The following is a 17,635-nucleotide window of genomic DNA, read 5'->3' as shown; positions in this document are numbered from 1 at the left end:
CATCGACAGTCATCACTGGATCGAGCCAGCCTTCGCGTGGAGGCTGAACACCGGATCTACCGAGGGTCGCCGCTATGTCGCGCAACCTCTGCCTCACCCGTCAGTGCCTGGGCCTGGTCACCCGTATCGAATGCAGTATTCGCCCGCTTGCCGGGGATACGGGCATGTGGACCTTGTTGTTTGCCGCCGGCATGGCCGGTGAACAGCCTTCGGCAATCAAGGCCCAAGGCCCGTTTCATGGTCCGTTCGTGGCTGAATCCATCCTCGAAACCATTGTTGAAAGCCTGACCATGCATGGTTACCAGTTGACTGATGATCCGCAAATCTGGTGCTTGCACCTGCAGGCCCAACTGCGGGAAATCAACGGTGGCCGTTGCCGCAACCCGAGTGGTTTCGAGTTCCGTCCCGAGCATTAGGCGGCTACTCGGCAGGGACTGGGGTGGGAGCCTTGTCGAGTTTGACTTCGAATCCATATTCGACCGTATCGAGGTCGGTGCGCTGGTACGTTTCCAGGCTGGTCGGCTGGCCGTAGAAATAGTGCGCATCGAACGCCGCGATTCCTTTCTGGCCGGTGTCGTGGCGGACCTTCAGAATCTCCTTCAGGTAGAGACCGCTCGCGTCCTTGGCGAAGAAGCGCCAGTCTTGCGCGGGGAACAGCTTTTGGTCCACCACCAGAACGTTACCCTTGAGTGCCAGGCCTTTTGGCAGCTTGCTGGCGCTGAGGCTGTTTTTTTCAATGATGGCGAGAAACAGTGGCATCGAGCCGACAACGTAGGCGGGGGGCTGGGGGAACAGCGACAGGTCGTACGTAATGGTCGCCCGCAGAGGGTCGACGGCAAAGGCCTCGGGGGGCAGGTCGACGGGTTTGCCACGGCTGCCTTTTTCATCCTGGGTGAAGAAGGTCACGGGGGTATCGCCGGGGCTGAAGGCATTGCCGAGTAATTCGTCGTTGAAGCTTCTGGGGTGGTCGAACTCGATACGTGCAGCGCTGGCATCCTCCACCGACTGGCTGATACGAACACTTTTTTTCAGTTGCTCCTCATTCAGCGAGGCGCCTTTGAGCCAGCTGCTGGCCTGATCGTCATACACCGTGACCGGAAGTTTCAGGCTTTGGATGGTTTTGTCGGTGGTGCTGCGGTCAAGGCGTCGTACCGGCAAGTCCAGGTCCTTGCGGGTGACCGTGACGGTTGAGAAGTCCGCGATGTGGACGTCCAGGCTGTCGATCGGGCCGTTGAAATACACTTTGGCGTACTGGTGCGTTTGTTGTTGCTCAAAGCTGCGAAGCTCGTCGTTGAGCTGTTTTTCCAGGGCATCGGTCCAGACGGTCTGCTGCTGCATCCTGGCGAGCTGTTTCTGGTAGAAGGCAATTTGCGCGGGGTCTTGATTGATCGAGCCGGCGCGGGAAAGAAATTGCTCGGTCTGGTCTTTGGCCTGGACGATCAGCGGGTTGACCGGGATGCCCCTGACTTCGAGGGCCAGTGCGGCATGGTTGGTGAACTCGATTTCGGCGTAGTGCTTGTCCAGGGCGCGCAAGACGAGGCTGATGTTGCCGTCGCTACGCTCCTGCCCGATATCCTTTTTCGTCAGGTTGAAGGTCACCACCTCGCGAGGTGCGATGACTTTGATCTTGCCCTGCAGCGCCTGCGGTTGCGGCTGGTTCTTGTTGTCGACCTTCAGCCCCTCGGTAAAGGGATAAGCGACAGTCAGGACATCCGGATCGGTCAGGTTGGCGCTGGACGGGCTCAACTGAATGCCGGGGTTGGTTTCCGACCACTCGGGCCGGAAGGGGATGACCTGCCGGTTGTTCAGCGTGACGGATTGCCACTCCAGGCGATAAGGCAGGGGAAGGCCGGAAGGCGTGTTGAAACTGAAGGGGAAGACCGGTTGCAGGTCAATCAGGTAATCGGAGCTGGAATGCTTGCGCAGTACAAACAGGCCATCGATGTAGGTGTCGACCAGCGCTTGCAGGCTGGGGTAGTGCCTGAGCGGCGCCAGGGTGTCTTCGGCGTATTCGGTTTCGATCGGCTTGTTGTCGAGCGTTTGCTGTGCGCGTTCAAGCAGGAGCAGTGAGCTGCCGAGGTTGCTCACGGCATCCTTGAGCTTGGGGTCCTGAATCGCGTCCAGCGACTTCTCGAACTGCGCGGTCTTGTCCTCAAGGCTCTGCGGTGGGGTGTCGGCGCTGGGCGAGCAGCCACCCATCAGCGCCGCGAGGCAAAGGCCGATAGTCGTCGAGGGCAGTCGCCAATCCATTTTCCGGTTTCCTGTACGGCGCCACGCAGCGGTGCGGATGCTTTGGACGTTAGCAGAAATTCGCTTTGCCACACTCGCAGGTTATGGATTTGTCTGCGGTTTATGGGGATTTGAGCGGCTGATATACTCGCCGCCATTTCCAGCCCTGATGTGAGATTCAATGGAACGCTTTATCGAAAATACAATGTACGCGTCGCGCTGGTTGCTGGCGCCGATCTACTTCGGTCTGTCCCTGGGCTTGCTGGCCCTGGCCCTGAAATTTTTCCAGGAAGTCTTTCACGTTATTCCCAACGTGTTCACGATGGCCGAGTCCGACCTGATCCTGGTGTTGCTGTCGCTGATCGACATGGCGCTGGTGGGTGGCCTGCTGGTGATGGTGATGATCTCCGGGTACGAAAACTTCGTGTCCCAGCTCGACATCGATGAATCCAAGGAAAAGCTCAACTGGCTGGGCACGATGGATTCTTCTTCGTTGAAGATGAAAGTCGCGGCCTCCATCGTGGCGATTTCCTCGATCCACCTGCTGCGTATCTTCATGGACGCCAAGAACGTCGATCCCGAGCACCTGAAGTGGTACGTGATCATCCACATGACGTTCGTGATTTCTGCGTTCGCCATGGGCTATCTGGACAAGCTGACCAAGCACTGATTGCTCGCCCCTGTGCAGTACCTTGCCGCCCGGCCGTTGAGAAACGGACGGGCGGTGGCGTTTCTGGCTTGTGCTTTGTGGCGCCGGGGAATATCCCTGTAAGGGCTCGGGGTCGCCATTGCGCGGGGTGCACTCATGAATCTGCAGGAGTTGAACGCCTATGCCATCGCCCGGAAGGTCGATGAGCTGAACCTGATCTCCATGGAAGGCGGGATCTACGTGCTTGAAGCCCGAATGCACGGAGCGGCTTATGTGGTCGAAGACCGACACGGCCAGGTGATGCACCTGCGTTCGGTGGAGCATGCGCGGGAGGTGCTGCACGCCTTTCCCGACCTGCCATTCAACCTGGTCCATACCTCGGTGCATGACGAGATGTGCGGCCTGGGCGCCAGCGGGGAAGACAGCCTGAAGGTGCCGCTCTAGGCGTCGAGTCGGGTATGTAGGGGGTGGCCTGGCAGGGCTTGCCCCTGATCACGGCAATGGCATCTGTGCTAGTCTGCTCGCCCTTTTGGTTCCGGGCGTTCCGGGATGCGCTGTGCTCGCACGGCTATGTCTCGGGCCGTCCGCACAGCGGAGCAGTGTCATGTCCGAAGTAAATCTGTCCACCGACGAAACCCGCGTCAGCTACGGCATTGGCCGTCAGTTGGGCGACCAGCTGCGCGACAACCCGCCACCAGGTGTTAACCTGGACGCGATCCTGGCCGGTCTGACCGACGCATTCGCCGGTAAGGAAAGCCGTGTTGGCCAGGAAGCCATGTCGGCCAGCTTCAAGGTTATCCGTGAAATCATGCAAGCCGAAGCGGCTGCCAAGGCTGAAGCCGCGGCCGGTGCTGGTCTGGCATTCCTGGCTGAAAACGCCAAGCGTGACGGCATCACCACCCTGGCTTCCGGTCTGCAATTCGAAGTGCTGACCGCCGGTGAGGGCGCCAAGCCATCCCGTGAAGACACCGTGCGTACTCACTACCACGGCACCCTGATCGACGGCACTGTGTTCGACAGCTCCTACGAGCGTGGCCAGCCTGCAGAGTTCCCGGTTGGCGGCGTGATCGCTGGCTGGACCGAAGCCCTGCAACTGATGAATGCCGGTAGCAAATGGCGCCTGTACGTGCCGAGCGAACTGGCTTACGGCGCTCAAGGCGTTGGCAGCATCCCGCCGCACAGCGTTCTGGTGTTCGACGTCGAGCTGCTGGACGTTCTGTAAGACCTGAGTGTGGAGCGGGCTCGATAATGTAGGGGCGGGCTTGCTCGCGAAGACGGAAGGTCGGGCAGCCTCAATGTCGGATGCCAGATCGTTTTCGCGAGCAAGCCCGCTCCCACAGGGTTCGCTCCGACATTTTGCATACAGCCTTCATATCTCGAGCTTGTTGTTCAGCTCATTCGTCGGGCGCAACGCCCGGGCATAGCAAAACAGGAACAGATTGCGCACCAGTTCCTTGAGTACCATTGGTTCGCTGGAACTCAGGCCGTTGACGTCCAGATCACCCTGGTCCTGCAGCTCGTTCAAGGCTTCTTCTTCAAGTACCGCGCAGACTTCCCCGGTTTCCCGATGCAGGATCCTGAGGTAAGGGTGCGGGCGGTCCAGCCATGCATCGATCAAGTAAGTCATGATGCTCATCTCCTTTTTAATGGTTTGATGAGAATAATTCTTATTCAATTAATAGCAAGTGCCTATTGGCGGTTTGTGCTTTTTTTTGTGTGGGAATTGCTGAAGATCAAAACGGCTGGCGTTTTGCTACTGGGCGGGAAGGGGGTAGGGGGATGCGCCATCCCACGCGGGGCGCGGGATGGCATGCAACAGGCTCAGACTTTTCTGACGAACTCAGACTTGAGCTTCATCGGGCCAATGCCGTCGATCTTACAGTCGATGTCGTGGTCGCCATCGCACAGGCGGATGTTCTTGACCTTGGTACCAACCTTGACCACCAGCGAAGTGCCTTTGACCTTGAGGTCCTTGATCACGGTGATGGTGTCGCCATCTTGCAGGACATTGCCGACCGAATCCTTTTTCACGGTTTCATCGGACGCGGCTTCGGCTTCGCCATTGGCGGACCACTCGTGGGCGCACTCGGGGCAGATCAGCTGGGCGCCGTCTTCGTAGGTGTATTCGGAATTGCATTTTGGGCAGGGTGGCAACGTGCTCACTAAGGCTCCTTGGATTCAGGATCGCTAAAAGCGCACATTGTATAGGGTTTTACGGCGGGAAGGGGGTGGGGTAATAGCCGACTCTAGAGGCGAGCCAATACTTGTGGCGAGGGAGCTTGCTCCCGCTGGGGCGCGCAGCGGCCCTGAAATCAGTTATGACGGTTTATCAGGTAGGCCGAGTCTGCCGGTTTACGGCTGCTTCGCAACTGAGCGGGAGCAAGCTCCCTCGCCACAGAAGCTCGCTCCTGCATAGTGCAGTCAGTGCGTACGGGCGACCGCAAACTCGCTCAATTCGACCAATGCATCGCGGTATTCACTGGCGGGCAGTGTTTCGAGGCAGGTGATCGCTCGGGCCACATAGTCGCGGGCCAGTTGCGCGGTGTAGTCCAGCGAGCCCGAAGCTTCCACGGCAGCACGGATGCTTTCCAGGTCTTCGATGCCGCCTTTCTGAATCGCCTGGCGCACCAGTGCAGCCTGTTCCGGCGTGCCTTCGCGCATGGTGTAGATCAGTGGCAGGGTAGGCTTGCCTTCGGCCAGGTCGTCGCCGACATTCTTGCCCAGGGTTTCTGCATCGCCCCGGTAGTCGAGCAGGTCGTCGACCAGTTGGAAGGCTACGCCCAGATGGTCGCCGAAGGTGCGCAAGGCTTCGCTCTGTTCCACTGTCGCGCCCGCTAGGGCAGCAGCACTGTGGGTCGAGGCCTCGAAGAGCATCGCGGTTTTGCCGCGGATGACTTCCATGTAGGTTTCTTCGGTGGTGCTGGCATCGCGCACCTTGGACAGCTGCAGCACTTCGCCTTCGGCGATGATCCGCGTGGCTTGCGAGAGGATCTTCATCACCGGCATCGAGCCCAGTTCGACCATCATCTCGAACGAGCGCGAATACAGGAAGTCACCGACCAGCACGCTGGGTGCGTTGCCCCACATGGCGTTGGCGGTCGAGCGTCCACGGCGCATGCCGGACATGTCGACCACGTCGTCATGCAACAGGGTGGCGGTGTGCAGGAACTCGATAGTGGCCGCCAGCAGGCGCATGTCGTCGCCTTCGCGACCCAGGGCCTTGCCGCACAGCAGCACTAATAGAGGACGCAGGCGTTTACCGCCAGCCGAGGTGATGTAGTCGCCGATTTTCGATACCAGCGGCACTCGGGAAGTCAGCTGCTTCTTGATGATGCCGTCGACGGCGTTAAAATCGTCCGCCACCGCGCGGTAGAAAGCTTGGGGTTGCATCAGCGACAGTTGCTCCAGAAGGGTTGCGCGGCATGCTAGGACCCACGCCAGCAGGTGTCAAGGCGCGGTCAGACGCCATGAAAGCTGCTGCAGGCTTCGACCTTCGGCTCTGCGCACGTAATCCTACGTCAAAAGCAGGCTCGGATGACCGTTTTAGGGAGAACGTCCGAAGGGGGAGCGTAGCAACTAATGCTCATTTACAACTCGTAAACTCCGCTTCCTCGCCTGCTTTTTCCTTGTCTTCCCTTCGCTCGCGACGCTTTCAAGGCGTCTGAAGGGCCCTTGCAAGGTACTCGCGCCTTGCGTACAATCGCGCACCCTGAACTTCCTGGGCAGCACCTGCCTTACGCAATTGCAATCGGGCCTTCCAGCCCCATGCAGCCATGCCAGCCAATACCTCTTCTTATAAAGAGCTGGGTGAGCAGGATTATCGGAGAAATACCATGTCTTATGCAGTAATCGTTACTGGCGGCAAGCAGTACAAAGTCGCCCCAGGTGAATACCTGAAGATCGAAAAACTGGAAATCGCTACCGGCGAATCCGTTACTTTTGATCGCGTTCTGTTGGTTGCCAATGGCGACGACGTGAATATCGGCGCTCCAGTTGTTGCTGGCGCTACCGTTGTGGCTGAAGTGATCTCCCAAGGTCGTCACGATAAAGTCCGCATCATCAAGTTCCGTCGTCGTAAGCACCACATGAAGCGTATGGGCCACCGCCAGTGGTACACCGAGATCAAAATCACCGGTATTCAGGCTTAATTTCAGCCTAATTCCTCACTAGGAGAATTGAACTCATGGCACACAAAAAAGCTGGTGGTAGTACCCGTAACGGTCGCGACTCAGAAGCCAAACGCCTTGGCGTGAAGATGTATGGCGGCCAGGTTATCATCCCGGGCAACATCATCGTGCGTCAGCGCGGCACCCAATTCCACGCTGGCTACGGCGTTGGCATGGGTAAAGATCACACTCTGTTCGCGAAAATCGACGGCGTGATCAAGTTCGAAGTAAAAGGCGCTTTCAACCGCCGTTACGTGAGCATTGTCCCGAAGACTCCAGTCGTCGCGGCATAATTACGTAGTTGCTGGAAAAGCCCTGTCTTGCGACGGGGCTTTTTCGTTTGTGGGGTGAGTCTCTTGCAAAGCTGTTTGTGATGGGCTCCAGCGCTGGATTTGCGGTCGTTGAATGAGGTCGCTGCGCTCATTTTTGCAAGAGTCTTATGTCTTAGTATTTTTCGGCTCGTCCGTATGGCGAGAGGCGTTTTGTTATGAAGTTCGTTGATGAAGTATCGATTCGAGTAAAAGCTGGCGACGGCGGCAACGGTTGCATGAGTTTCCGTCGCGAAAAATTCATCGAAAACGGTGGTCCTAACGGTGGTGATGGGGGTGACGGCGGTTCGGTCTACATGATCGCCGACGAAAACCTCAACACCCTGGTCGACTACCGTTACACCCGGCACTTTGATGCCGAGCGTGGCTCGAACGGCGGCAGCACCGACTGCACCGGCAAGAAAGGTGAAGAGCTGGTGTTGCGGGTTCCGGTCGGCACCACGGTGATCGACTCGGCGACCCAGGAAGTCATTGGCGACCTGACCAAGGCGGGTCAGCGTCTGTTGGTGGCGCATGGTGGCTGGCACGGTCTGGGTAACACCCGATTCAAGTCCAGTACCAACCGCGCGCCGCGCCAGACTACGCCAGGCAAGCCGGGCGAGCAGCGTGACCTCAAGCTGGAAATGAAGGTGTTGGCTGACGTCGGTCTGCTGGGCTTGCCGAACGCCGGTAAAAGTACCTTTATTCGTTCGGTCTCCGCCGCCAAGCCGAAAGTGGCCGATTACCCGTTCACCACCCTGGTGCCAAACCTGGGTGTGGTCAGTGTCGACCGCTGGAAGAGCTTTGTGGTCGCCGACATTCCGGGTCTGATCGAAGGCGCGTCCGATGGCGCGGGCCTGGGGATTCGCTTCCTCAAGCACTTGTCGCGTACCCGTCTGCTGTTGCATCTCGTCGACATGGCGCCACTGGATGAAACCAGTGCCGCGGATGCTGCCGAAGTGATCGTCAGCGAACTGACCAAGTTCAGCCCGTCCCTGGCTGAGCGTGATCGTTGGCTAGTCCTGAACAAGTGTGACCAGATCCTCGAGGAAGAGCATGAGGAGCGGGTCAAGGAGATCGTTGATCGCCTGGAGTGGACCGGTCCGGTCTACGTCATCTCGGCCATCGCCAAAGACGGTACCGATCGCCTGACGCGTGACATCATGCGTTACCTGGAAGATCGTGCTGATCGCCTGGCTAACGACCCGGCCTACCGTGAAGAGCTGGCTGATCTCGATCAGCGCATCGAAGACGAGGCGCGTGCCCAGTTGCAGGCGCTGGATGACCAGCGTGCCCTGCGTCGCAGCGGCGTGAAGTCGGTCCATGACATCGGTGACGATGATTGGGATGAAGAAGATGTGGATGACGAAGATGGTCCGGAAATCATTTACGTCCGTGACTGATTCGTTGCAGTAAACTACAAGCGCCGCTCATTGAGCGGCGTTTTAGTATCTGTAAAAACAACTACGAATAATCGCATGGGTGGCGCTGGGTCGCGCCGCTCGCCGGCATAGGTTGGAAGATGATGCGGAGCAAGGTGACGGGTGCGCAGCGTTGGGTCGTGAAGATCGGCAGCGCTTTGCTGACGGCTGACGGCAAGGGTCTGGATCGCGCGGCAATGGGTGTCTGGGTTGAGCAAATGGTTGCGCTGCATGAGGCGGGTGTCGAACTGGTGCTGGTGTCCTCCGGGGCGGTGGCGGCAGGCATGAGTCGCCTTGGCTGGACCGCACGACCCAGTGCGATGCATGAGCTGCAGGCGGCTGCCGCCATCGGGCAGATGGGGTTGGTGCAGGCCTGGGAGTCGAGCTTTGCCGAGCATGGCCGGCACACGGCGCAGATTCTCCTGACTCATGACGACTTGTCCGACCGCAAGCGTTACCTCAATGCGCGTAGTACCCTGCGCGCGCTGGTCGAGCTCAAGGTCATTCCGGTGATCAACGAGAACGATACGGTGGTCACCGACGAAATCCGTTTCGGTGACAACGACACGCTGGCGGCGCTGGTGGCCAACCTGGTCGAGGCTGATCTGTTGGTGATTCTCACTGACCGTGACGGCATGTTCGACGCGGATCCGCGCAACAATCCGGATGCCAAGCTGATTTACGAGGCGCGTGCCGATGATCCGGCGCTGGATGCGGTGGCTGGCGGTACGGGGGGTGCATTGGGGCGTGGCGGCATGCAGACCAAGTTGCGCGCGGCGCGTCTGGCGGCGCGTTCGGGGGCTCATACCATTATCGTGGGTGGGCGCCTGGAGCGGGTACTCGATCGCCTGAAGGCGGGTGAGCGCATTGGCACCTTGCTGTCGCCTGAGCGCGGCATGCTGGCTGCGCGCAAGCAGTGGCTGGCCGGGCATCTGCAGACCCGTGGCACGCTGGTGCTGGACGAGGGAGCGGTGGCGGCATTGTCCCAGGGTAACAAGAGCCTGCTACCGGTCGGCGTAAAACTGGTCCAGGGCAGCTTCCGTCGGGGTGAGATGGTGGTCTGCGTGGCGCCGGATGGTCGTGAGATTGCCCGTGGCCTGGCCAACTACAGTGCACTTGAGGCGCAAAAAATCATCGGTCAGTCGTCCGAGTCGATTGTCGGTCTGTTGGGTTACATGGCGGAGCCTGAACTGGTTCACCGCGATAACCTGATTCTGGTTTAAGGAAAGTGCGTATGCGCATGGTGAAGGGGTTGTTGGGGTTGTTGCTGGCGATGCCGCTGCTGGTATCGGCGGAGGAAATTGGTCAGGTGTCGACGGTATTCAAGTTTGTCGGGCCAAACGACCGTATCGTCGTCGAGGCGTTCGATGATCCGAAGGTGGATGGTGTGACCTGCTACCTGTCTCGCGCCAAGACGGGTGGGGTGAAGGGTGGGCTGGGGCTGGCGGAAGATCGGGCTGAGGCGTCCATCGCCTGTCGCCAGGTCGGGCCGATCAGCTTCAAGGGTGAGCTCAAGGATGGTGATGAGGTGTTCAAGGAGCGTACCTCCCTGGTGTTCAAGACCATGCAGGTGGTGCGTTTCCTCGACAAGAAGCGCAATACCCTGGTGTATCTGGTCTACAGCGATCGCTTGATCGAGGGTAGTCCCCAGAATGCGGTGACGGCGATTCCGATTTTGCCTTGGGCGCACGCTCAATAAGTTTGCGAAGATCCAAGTGTGGGAGCGAGCCAAGCTCGCTCCCATTTTTTTTGCGCTGCGATCACTGAATCGCAGGCAATAAAAAACCGACCCTGAGGTCGGTTTTTTAATGAGCGTGTCGCTTAGGCAGCAGCGGCAACGTTCAGAGCCTTGACGTGGCCATTCAGGCGGCTCTTATGACGAGCAGCTTTGTTCTTGTGGATGATGCCTTTATCGGCCATACGGTCGATAACAGGCACGGCCAGAACGTAAGCGGCTTGCGCTTTAGCAGCGTCTTTTGCGTCGATGGCTTTAACTACATTCTTGATGTAGGTACGAACCATGGAACGCAGGCTGGCGTTGTGGCTGCGACGCTTCTCAGCCTGTTTTGCACGTTTTTTGGCGGAAGGTGTGTTGGCCACCGTCGAGCTCCTCGAAAGACTTTTTGGGAAATAGCAAACAAAATAGGCCGCGAATCATGCCGATGAGTTGAAGTCTTGTCAAGGGCGGTTGAGACGTTCCGCTAAGTGGTAGGTATAAATCACCGGGATATTTCATTCCGGCGTACGACCTGTAAACTCGCGAGCTTTGGCTCTGTGCTGTTGCGGCGCGGAGTATCGCATAAGTAGGCGCATTGTTCGCCTGCTGTTTATCGACAGGCACAAAACTCTTCAATGAACCTGCTCAAATCCTTGGCTGCCGTCAGCTCTATCACGATGATTTCCCGGGTTCTGGGGTTTGTCCGTGACACCCTCATCGCCCGCATTTTCGGCGCCGGCATGGCCACGGACGCCTTTTTCATTGCCTTCAAGCTGCCCAACCTGCTGCGGCGGATCTTTGCCGAGGGGGCTTTTTCCCAGGCGTTCGTGCCGATCCTGGCGGAATACAAAAGCCAGCAAGGCGAAGAGGCGACGCGGACTTTCGTTGCTTACGTTTCCGGTTTGCTGACGCTGGTGCTGGCGCTGGTCACGGTGCTCGGGGTGGTAGCGGCGCCTTGGGTGATCTGGGCTACAGCCCCCGGTTTTGTTGATACTCCGGAAAAATTCGAGCTGACCACCAGCCTGTTGCGAGTGACGTTTCCTTATATATTGCTGATCTCGCTGTCCTCGCTGGCCGGGGCCATCCTCAACACCTGGAACCGTTTTTCGGTACCGGCCTTCGTGCCGACGCTGCTCAACGTCGCCATGATCATCTTTTCGCTGTTCCTGACGCCGTACTTCGATCCACCGGTCATGGCCCTCGGATGGGCGGTACTGGCCGGTGGCTTGGCGCAGTTGCTCTATCAGCTGCCGCACCTGAAAAAAATCGGCATGTTGGTGCTGCCGCGCCTGAATCTGCGCGACAGCGGTGTCTGGCGGGTCATGAAGCAAATGCTGCCGGCCATCCTCGGGGTTTCTGTCAGTCAGATTTCATTGATCATCAATACTATTTTTGCCTCGTTCCTGGTGGCGGGGTCGGTGTCCTGGATGTATTACGCCGATCGCTTGATGGAGTTGCCATCCGGTGTGCTGGGGGTGGCGCTGGGGACCATTCTGCTGCCGACCCTGGCCAAGACCTACGCCAACAAGGACCGTCACGAGTACTCGCGCATCCTCGACTGGGGCCTGCGCCTGTGTTGTGTGCTGGTATTGCCGTGCGCCCTGGCGCTGGGGATCCTGGCCGAGCCGCTGACCGTTTCGCTGTTCCAGTACGGTCAGTTCAGCGCCTTTGATGCCGCCATGACTCAGCGTGCGCTGGTGGCCTATTCGGTAGGGTTGCTCGGAATTATCCTGATCAAGGTGCTGGCGCCGGGCTTTTATGCGCAACAGAACATCCGCACGCCGGTAAAAATCGCGATTTTCACCCTGGTGGTCACCCAGTTGTTCAACCTGGCCCTGATCGGCTCTCTGAAACACGCAGGCCTGGCGCTGGCCATCAGTCTCGGCGCCTGCCTCAATGCGGGGTTGTTGTTCTATCAACTGCGCAAGCAGAAGATGTATCAACCGCAACCGGGCTGGGGGAAGTTCAGCCTCAAGCTGGTGCTGGCCGTGGGCGTGATGTCGGCGGTGCTGCTGGGACTGATGCATTTCATGCCAGCCTGGGGGGAGGGCGGCATGCTGGAGCGGTTCCTGCGCCTGGGGGCGTTGGTGGTTGCCGGCGTGGTCACGTATTTCGGCATGCTGGCGCTGTTGGGTTTCCGCCTGCGGGACTTCAATCGCAAGGCGTTGAGCTAAGGACAGTGGGTCAATAATGGCGGCTCGGGCGGCGGTTTTGTCGGTTCGATCACTTTGGGTTACGGTGTTGCCTGTCGTCGGCCGCCGGGTGTGGTTATAATCGACCACTTTATGAGCAAGAAGCGCGTTATGCAGCTGGTTCGAGGCCTCCACAATCTGCGCCCCCAGCATCGGGGCTGCGTCGCCACTATTGGCAACTTTGACGGTGTTCACCGTGGCCACCAGGCTATCCTGGGCCGGCTGCGCGAACGTGCGCTTGAGTTGGGCGTGCCCAGCTGCGTGGTGATTTTCGAGCCGCAGCCGCGTGAGTTCTTTGCGCCCGACACCGCGCCCGCCCGCCTGGCACGCTTGCGTGACAAGTTGCAGTTGCTGGCTGACGAAGGCGTCGACCGGGTGTTGTGCCTGGCGTTCAACCAGCGGTTGAGCAAGCTCAGTGCCGCCGGGTTCGTCGAGACCATCCTGGTCGACGGCCTGGGCGTGCAGCATCTTGAGGTCGGTGACGACTTTCGTTTCGGCTGTGACCGGGCCGGGGATTTCGATTTCCTGCAGCAGGCCGGGAAGGTTCACGGGTTTACCGTTGAAGCCGCGCAGACGGTTGAACTCGAGGGTTTGCGTGTCAGCAGTACCCAGGTGCGTAATGCCCTGGCGGCCGCTGATTTCGCCTTGGCCGAGCGCTTGCTCGGTCGTCCGTTCCGGATTGCCGGGCGGGTCTTGCATGGGCAGAAGCTGGCGCGCCAATTGGGTACGCCGACGGCCAATGTGCAACTCAAGCGTCGTCGTGTGCCACTGTCCGGGGTCTACCTGGTCAGCGTCGACATCGACGGCAAGACCTGGCCGGGTGTCGCCAATATCGGCGTTCGGCCAACGGTCGCAGGTGATGGCAAAGCCCACCTGGAAATTCATGTTCTAGATTTTGCCGGCGATCTGTATGACCGGCGTTTGACGGTGGTTTTCCACCAAAAGCTGCGTGAAGAGCAGCGTTTCGCCTCTCTGGAGGCGCTTAAGACGGCGATCAATGCGGATGTCGCCGCCGCCCGTGCCTATGCCGCACCTAGCGCCCATCGCTAATGAAGAGCCTTAAATGACCGACTATAAAGCCACGCTAAACCTTCCGGACACCGCCTTCCCAATGAAGGCCGGCCTGCCTCAGCGCGAACCGCAGATTCTGCAGCGCTGGGACAGCATTGGCCTGTACCAGAAGTTGCGTGAGATTGGTAAGGATCGTCCAAAGTTCGTTCTGCACGACGGTCCTCCGTACGCCAACGGCACCATTCATATCGGTCACGCGCTCAACAAGATTCTCAAGGACATGATCATCCGCTCGAAAACCCTGTCGGGTTTCGACGCGCCTTATGTTCCGGGCTGGGACTGCCACGGCCTGCCGATCGAGCACAAGGTCGAAGTGACCCACGGCAAGCACCTCTCCGCGGATAAAACCCGTGAGCTGTGCCGTACCTACGCCACCGAGCAGATCGAAGGCCAGAAGTCCGAGTTCATCCGCCTGGGTGTGCTGGGCGACTTCGCCAACCCGTACAAGACCATGGATTTCAAGAACGAGGCCGGTGAAATCCGTGCCCTGGCTGAAATCGTCAAGGGCGGCTTTGTGTTCAAGGGCCTCAAGCCTGTGAACTGGTGCTTCGACTGCGGTTCGGCCCTGGCGGAAGCGGAAGTCGAGTACGAGAACAAGAAGTCCTCGACCATCGACGTCGCGTTCCCGATCGCCGATGAAGCCAAGCTGGCGGCCGCGTTCGGCCTGTCGTCCCTGGGCAAGCCGGCTTCGATCGTGATCTGGACCACCACCCCGTGGACCATCCCGGCCAACCAGGCGCTGAACGTTCACCCCGAGTTCAACTACGCCCTGGTCGACGTCGGCGACAAGCTGCTGGTGCTGGCTGAAGAGCTGGTCGAGTCCTGCCTGGCGCGCTACAACCTGGAAGGTTCGGTCATCGCCACCGCCACCGGTGCGGCGCTGGAACTGATCAATTTCCGTCACCCGTTCTACGACCGCCTGTCGCCTGTTTACCTGGCCGAGTACGTTGAACTGGGCGCCGGCACGGGTGTGGTTCACTCCGCGCCCGCCTATGGCGTCGACGACTTCGTGACCTGCAAGCACTATGGCATGGTCAACGATGACATCCTGAACCCGGTGCAAAGCAACGGCGTTTACGTGCCATCGCTGGAGTTCTTCGGTGGCCAGTTCATCTGGAAAGCCAACCCGGCCATCGTCGACAAGCTGTCGGAAGTCGGCGCGCTGCTGCACACCAGCGTCATCGAACACAGCTACATGCACTGCTGGCGCCACAAGAGCCCGCTGGTCTACCGCGCCACCGCGCAGTGGTTCATCGGCATGGACAAAGAGCCTGTCGCGGGCGACACCCTGCGCAAACGTGCGATCAAAGCCATCGAAGACACCCAGTTCGTGCCGGCCTGGGGCCAGGCGCGTCTGCACTCGATGATCGCCAACCGTCCGGACTGGTGCATCTCCCGTCAACGCAACTGGGGCGTGCCGATCCCGTTCTTCCTGAACAAGGAAAGCGGCGAGCTGCACCCGCGCACCGTCGAGCTGATGGAAGAAGTGGCCAAGCGTGTCGAAGCCGAAGGCATCGAAGCCTGGTTCAAGATGGACGCCGCCGAGCTGCTGGGCGATGAAGCGCCACAGTACGACAAGATCAGCGACACCCTGGACGTCTGGTTCGACTCGGGCACCACGCACTGGCACGTCCTGCGCGGTTCGCACCCGATGGGCCATGAAGCCGGCCCGCGTGCCGACCTGTACCTGGAAGGTTCGGACCAGCACCGTGGCTGGTTCCACTCGTCCTTGCTGACCGGTTGTGCCATCGACAACCACGCGCCGTACCGCGAGCTGCTGACCCACGGTTTCACCGTCGACGAAGCGGGCCGCAAGATGTCCAAGTCCCTGGGCAACGTCATCGCGCCGCAAAAGGTCAACGACACCCTGGGCGCCGACATCATGCGCCTGTGGGTCGCGTCCACCGACTACTCGGGCGAAATAGCGGTTTCCGACCAGATCCTGCAACGCAGTGCGGACGCCTACCGGCGTATCCGTAACACCGCGCGCTTCCTGCTGTCCAACCTGACCGGTTTCAACCCCGCCACCGACATCCTGCCGGCAGAAGAAATGCTCGCGCTGGACCGTTGGGCCGTGGACCGTACCTTGCTGCTGCAACGCGAGCTGCAAGAGCATTACGGCGAGTACCGCTTCTGGAACGTCTACTCCAAGGTGCACAACTTCTGCGTGCAGGAGCTGGGCGGTTTCTACCTGGACATCATCAAGGACCGCCAGTACACCACGGGCGCCAACAGCAAGGCCCGTCGTTCGGCGCAAACCGCGCTGTTCCACATCTCCGAGGCGCTGGTGCGCTGGATCGCGCCGATCCTGGCCTTCACCGCCGACGAGCTGTGGCAGTACCTGCCAGGCGAGCGCAACGAATCGGTGATGCTCAATACCTGGTACGAAGGTCTGACCGAACTGCCGGAAGGCTTCGAGTTGGGTCGTGCGTACTGGGACCGGATCATGGCGGTCAAGGTCGCGGTCAACAAGGAAATGGAAATCCAGCGTGCGGCCAAGGCCGTCGGTGGCAACCTGCAAGCCGAAGTGACGCTGTTTGCCGAAGACGCCCTGAGCGACGACCTGGCGAAGCTGAGCAACGAACTGCGCTTCGTGCTGATCACCTCCACCGCCAGTGTTGCACCGTTCGTGCAGGCACCGGCCGATGCAGTGGTCACCGAAGTCAGCGGCCTGAAGCTCAAAGTGGTCAAGTCGAGCCATGCCAAGTGCGCCCGTTGCTGGCACTGCCGTGAAGACGTCGGCGTGAACCCTGAGCATCCGGAAATCTGCGGTCGTTGCGTCGACAACATCAGCGGCGCCGGCGAGGTTCGTCACTATGCCTAATGCGGCGGGTCGTTTCGGACGACTGAGCTGGCTTTGGTTGAGCCTGCTGGTCCTGGTCATCGACCAGGCCAGCAAGTTCTACTTCGAAAGCTCGCTGACCCTGTACCAGCAAATCGTGGTGATCCCCGATTACTTCAGCTGGACCCTGGCCTACAACACCGGCGCGGCCTTCAGCTTCCTGGCTGACAGCTCCGGCTGGCAGCGCTGGTTGTTCGCCCTGATCGCCATCGGGGTCAGTGCGGTGCTGGTGGTCTGGCTCAAGCGCCTGGGGCGCAATGAAACCTGGCTGGCCGTCGCCCTGGCGCTGGTGCTGGGTGGCGCGCTGGGTAATCTTTACGACCGCATTGCCCTGGGCCATGTGATCGATTTCATTCTGGTGCATTGGCAGAACCGCTGGTATTTCCCGGCGTTCAACTTTGCCGATAGCGCCATCAGTGTCGGTGCAGTGATGCTCGCGCTGGATATGTTCAAAAGCAAGAAAACCGGAGAAACCGTTCATGACTGAACAGGTATTGGCTATGCAACGCATCGGTCAGAACACGGAAGTCACATTGCACTTTGCATTGCGCCTGGAGAACGGCGACACGGTCGACAGCACCTTCGACAAGGCCCCGGCGACCTTCAAGGTCGGTGATGGCAACCTGCTGCCAGGTTTCGAAGCGGCGCTGTTCGGCTTCAAGGCCGGCGACAAGCGTACACTGACCATCGCGCCGGAAAACGCCTTTGGCCAGCCCAACCCGCAAAACGTACAGATCATTCCGCGTTCGCAGTTCCAGGACATGGAACTGTCCCCGGGCTTGCTGGTGATCTTCAACGATGCGGCCAATACCGAGCTGCCAGGTGTGGTGAAGGAATTCGATGACGCGCAAGTGACCATCGACTTCAACCACCCATTGTCCGGCAAGACCTTGACCTTTGACGTAGAGATCATCGACGTCAAAGCGCTCTAACCGACTAAGCCGGCCTTTTGTAGGAGCGAGCTTGCTCGCGATGATCGTTAACGATGACGCGTATATCCTGGATAAACGCGGTGTCTTTGAGTTTTTCGCGAGCAAGCT

General features: G+C 59.4%; 19 protein-coding genes. 14 read left to right on the top strand and 5 right to left on the bottom strand.

What is annotated here, in order from left to right; translation table 11 throughout:
* The first annotated feature begins 74 nt into the window (after positions 1-74).
* A complete protein-coding gene (locus AC3WQN_RS08460) occupies positions 75-416 on the top strand; it encodes a PA4575 family protein (protein WP_103400737.1) in 342 nt (113 codons plus the stop codon).
* Between the two features lie 4 nt (positions 417-420).
* On the opposite strand, the gene AC3WQN_RS08455 is transcribed toward AC3WQN_RS08460, so the two are convergent.
* Positions 421-2,250 carry a hypothetical protein gene (locus AC3WQN_RS08455; RefSeq protein ID WP_103400738.1) on the bottom strand — a complete coding sequence of 610 codons (1,830 nt, stop codon included), beginning with the start codon at positions 2,248-2,250 and terminating at the stop codon, positions 421-423.
* Between the two features lie 160 nt (positions 2,251-2,410).
* Between AC3WQN_RS08455 and AC3WQN_RS08450 the strand changes: the two genes are divergently transcribed.
* The 3 genes from AC3WQN_RS08450 to bamJ all read left to right on the top strand — a co-directional run bounded on the left by AC3WQN_RS08450 (position 2,411) and on the right by bamJ (position 4,100).
* Positions 2,411-2,899, top strand: a complete 489-nt coding sequence (locus AC3WQN_RS08450) for a TIGR00645 family protein (RefSeq protein WP_095145468.1) — start codon at positions 2,411-2,413, stop codon at positions 2,897-2,899.
* Between the two features lie 135 nt (positions 2,900-3,034).
* Positions 3,035-3,322, top strand: coding sequence for a DUF6482 family protein (locus AC3WQN_RS08445; RefSeq protein WP_103400739.1), 288 nt, complete (start codon positions 3,035-3,037; stop codon positions 3,320-3,322).
* 160 nt (positions 3,323-3,482) lie between these two features.
* On the top strand, positions 3,483-4,100 hold the full coding sequence (bamJ, locus tag AC3WQN_RS08440) for a BamJ family beta-barrel-assembly machinery protein (protein ID WP_103400740.1): 618 nt from the start codon (positions 3,483-3,485) through the stop codon (positions 4,098-4,100).
* A 147-nt stretch (positions 4,101-4,247) separates the two neighbouring features.
* Here bamJ and AC3WQN_RS08435 read toward each other — a convergent pair whose 3' ends face one another.
* From AC3WQN_RS08435 to AC3WQN_RS08425, 3 genes are all read right to left on the bottom strand, one after another.
* On the bottom strand, positions 4,248-4,505 hold the full coding sequence (locus AC3WQN_RS08435; protein ID WP_103400743.1) for a PA4570 family protein: 258 nt from the start codon (positions 4,503-4,505) through the stop codon (positions 4,248-4,250).
* Positions 4,506-4,699: 194 nt separating this feature from the next.
* Positions 4,700-5,041 carry a zinc ribbon domain-containing protein YjdM gene (locus AC3WQN_RS08430; protein WP_027617845.1) on the bottom strand — a complete coding sequence of 114 codons (342 nt, stop codon included), beginning with the start codon at positions 5,039-5,041 and terminating at the stop codon, positions 4,700-4,702.
* Between the two features lie 258 nt (positions 5,042-5,299).
* Positions 5,300-6,268: a polyprenyl synthetase family protein gene (locus tag AC3WQN_RS08425; RefSeq protein ID WP_095080734.1), complete on the bottom strand. Its 969-nt coding sequence runs from the start codon at positions 6,266-6,268 to the stop codon at positions 5,300-5,302.
* A gap of 443 nt (positions 6,269-6,711) precedes the next feature.
* Here AC3WQN_RS08425 and rplU point away from each other — a divergent pair, with 443 nt between their 5' ends.
* The 5 genes from rplU (at position 6,712) to AC3WQN_RS08400 (ending at position 10,472) form a co-directional block, all read left to right on the top strand.
* Positions 6,712-7,026 (top strand): 50S ribosomal protein L21, encoded by a 315-nt coding sequence (gene rplU, locus AC3WQN_RS08420; RefSeq protein ID WP_003176051.1) that lies wholly within the window; start codon positions 6,712-6,714, stop codon positions 7,024-7,026.
* A 35-nt stretch (positions 7,027-7,061) separates the two neighbouring features.
* A complete protein-coding gene (gene rpmA / locus AC3WQN_RS08415) occupies positions 7,062-7,337 on the top strand; it encodes a 50S ribosomal protein L27 (RefSeq protein ID WP_093419745.1) in 276 nt (91 codons plus the stop codon).
* Between the two features lie 194 nt (positions 7,338-7,531).
* On the top strand, positions 7,532-8,755 hold the full coding sequence (gene cgtA, locus AC3WQN_RS08410; RefSeq protein WP_103402388.1) for an Obg family GTPase CgtA: 1,224 nt from the start codon (positions 7,532-7,534) through the stop codon (positions 8,753-8,755).
* 122 nt (positions 8,756-8,877) lie between these two features.
* Positions 8,878-9,996 carry a glutamate 5-kinase gene (gene proB, locus AC3WQN_RS08405; RefSeq protein ID WP_095148912.1) on the top strand — a complete coding sequence of 373 codons (1,119 nt, stop codon included), beginning with the start codon at positions 8,878-8,880 and terminating at the stop codon, positions 9,994-9,996.
* 11 nt (positions 9,997-10,007) lie between these two features.
* Complete coding sequence (locus tag AC3WQN_RS08400; protein WP_492589439.1) at positions 10,008-10,472, top strand: CreA family protein; 465 nt, start codon at positions 10,008-10,010, stop codon at positions 10,470-10,472.
* A gap of 122 nt (positions 10,473-10,594) precedes the next feature.
* Here AC3WQN_RS08400 and rpsT read toward each other — a convergent pair whose 3' ends face one another.
* Positions 10,595-10,873 carry a 30S ribosomal protein S20 gene (rpsT, locus tag AC3WQN_RS08395; protein WP_007901883.1) on the bottom strand — a complete coding sequence of 93 codons (279 nt, stop codon included), beginning with the start codon at positions 10,871-10,873 and terminating at the stop codon, positions 10,595-10,597.
* Positions 10,874-11,125: 252 nt separating this feature from the next.
* Between rpsT and murJ the strand changes: the two genes are divergently transcribed.
* From murJ to fkpB, 5 genes are all read left to right on the top strand, one after another.
* Positions 11,126-12,664: a murein biosynthesis integral membrane protein MurJ gene (murJ, locus tag AC3WQN_RS08390; protein WP_103402110.1), complete on the top strand. Its 1,539-nt coding sequence runs from the start codon at positions 11,126-11,128 to the stop codon at positions 12,662-12,664.
* Positions 12,665-12,793: 129 nt separating this feature from the next.
* The gene (ribF, locus tag AC3WQN_RS08385) at positions 12,794-13,732 is read left to right on the top strand and encodes a bifunctional riboflavin kinase/FAD synthetase (RefSeq protein WP_178081956.1); all 939 of its coding nucleotides are present in this window, start codon (positions 12,794-12,796) and stop codon (positions 13,730-13,732) included.
* 13 nt (positions 13,733-13,745) lie between these two features.
* Positions 13,746-16,577, top strand: coding sequence for an isoleucine--tRNA ligase (gene ileS, locus AC3WQN_RS08380; protein ID WP_103402108.1), 2,832 nt, complete (start codon positions 13,746-13,748; stop codon positions 16,575-16,577).
* Positions 16,570-17,082, top strand: a complete 513-nt coding sequence (gene lspA, locus AC3WQN_RS08375; protein ID WP_095145477.1) for a signal peptidase II — start codon at positions 16,570-16,572, stop codon at positions 17,080-17,082. Before ileS ends, lspA begins: the two co-directional genes overlap by 8 nt.
* The gene (gene fkpB, locus AC3WQN_RS08370; RefSeq protein ID WP_103402107.1) at positions 17,075-17,527 is read left to right on the top strand and encodes an FKBP-type peptidyl-prolyl cis-trans isomerase; all 453 of its coding nucleotides are present in this window, start codon (positions 17,075-17,077) and stop codon (positions 17,525-17,527) included. Before lspA ends, fkpB begins: the two co-directional genes overlap by 8 nt.
* The last annotated feature ends 108 nt before the right edge of the window (positions 17,528-17,635 follow it).

This window comes from Pseudomonas sp. FW300-N1A1 (assembly GCF_058789115.1).
Note: the sequence above shows the minus strand (reverse complement) of the source record. Positions and strands in the feature narration are given on the sequence as shown.

Excerpts from the sequence above, each read along its gene's own strand:
- AC3WQN_RS08460 (WP_103400737.1), top strand. The coding sequence starts at position 75 with ATGTCGCGCAACCTCTGCCTCACCCGTCAGTGCCTGGGCCTGGTCACC.
- AC3WQN_RS08455 (WP_103400738.1), bottom strand. The coding sequence starts at position 2,250 with ATGGATTGGCGACTGCCCTCGACGACTATCGGCCTTTGCCTCGCGGCG.
- AC3WQN_RS08450 (WP_095145468.1), top strand. The coding sequence starts at position 2,411 with ATGGAACGCTTTATCGAAAATACAATGTACGCGTCGCGCTGGTTGCTG.
- AC3WQN_RS08445 (WP_103400739.1), top strand. The coding sequence starts at position 3,035 with ATGAATCTGCAGGAGTTGAACGCCTATGCCATCGCCCGGAAGGTCGAT.
- bamJ (WP_103400740.1), top strand. The coding sequence starts at position 3,483 with ATGTCCGAAGTAAATCTGTCCACCGACGAAACCCGCGTCAGCTACGGC.
- AC3WQN_RS08435 (WP_103400743.1), bottom strand. The coding sequence starts at position 4,505 with ATGACTTACTTGATCGATGCATGGCTGGACCGCCCGCACCCTTACCTC.
- AC3WQN_RS08425 (WP_095080734.1), bottom strand. The coding sequence starts at position 6,268 with ATGCAACCCCAAGCTTTCTACCGCGCGGTGGCGGACGATTTTAACGCC.
- rplU (WP_003176051.1), top strand. The coding sequence starts at position 6,712 with ATGTCTTATGCAGTAATCGTTACTGGCGGCAAGCAGTACAAAGTCGCC.
- rpmA (WP_093419745.1), top strand. The coding sequence starts at position 7,062 with ATGGCACACAAAAAAGCTGGTGGTAGTACCCGTAACGGTCGCGACTCA.
- cgtA (WP_103402388.1), top strand. The coding sequence starts at position 7,532 with ATGAAGTTCGTTGATGAAGTATCGATTCGAGTAAAAGCTGGCGACGGC.
- proB (WP_095148912.1), top strand. The coding sequence starts at position 8,878 with ATGCGGAGCAAGGTGACGGGTGCGCAGCGTTGGGTCGTGAAGATCGGC.
- AC3WQN_RS08400 (WP_492589439.1), top strand. The coding sequence starts at position 10,008 with ATGCGCATGGTGAAGGGGTTGTTGGGGTTGTTGCTGGCGATGCCGCTG.
- murJ (WP_103402110.1), top strand. The coding sequence starts at position 11,126 with ATGAACCTGCTCAAATCCTTGGCTGCCGTCAGCTCTATCACGATGATT.
- ribF (WP_178081956.1), top strand. The coding sequence starts at position 12,794 with ATGCAGCTGGTTCGAGGCCTCCACAATCTGCGCCCCCAGCATCGGGGC.
- ileS (WP_103402108.1), top strand. The coding sequence starts at position 13,746 with ATGACCGACTATAAAGCCACGCTAAACCTTCCGGACACCGCCTTCCCA.
- lspA (WP_095145477.1), top strand. The coding sequence starts at position 16,570 with ATGCCTAATGCGGCGGGTCGTTTCGGACGACTGAGCTGGCTTTGGTTG.
- fkpB (WP_103402107.1), top strand. The coding sequence starts at position 17,075 with ATGACTGAACAGGTATTGGCTATGCAACGCATCGGTCAGAACACGGAA.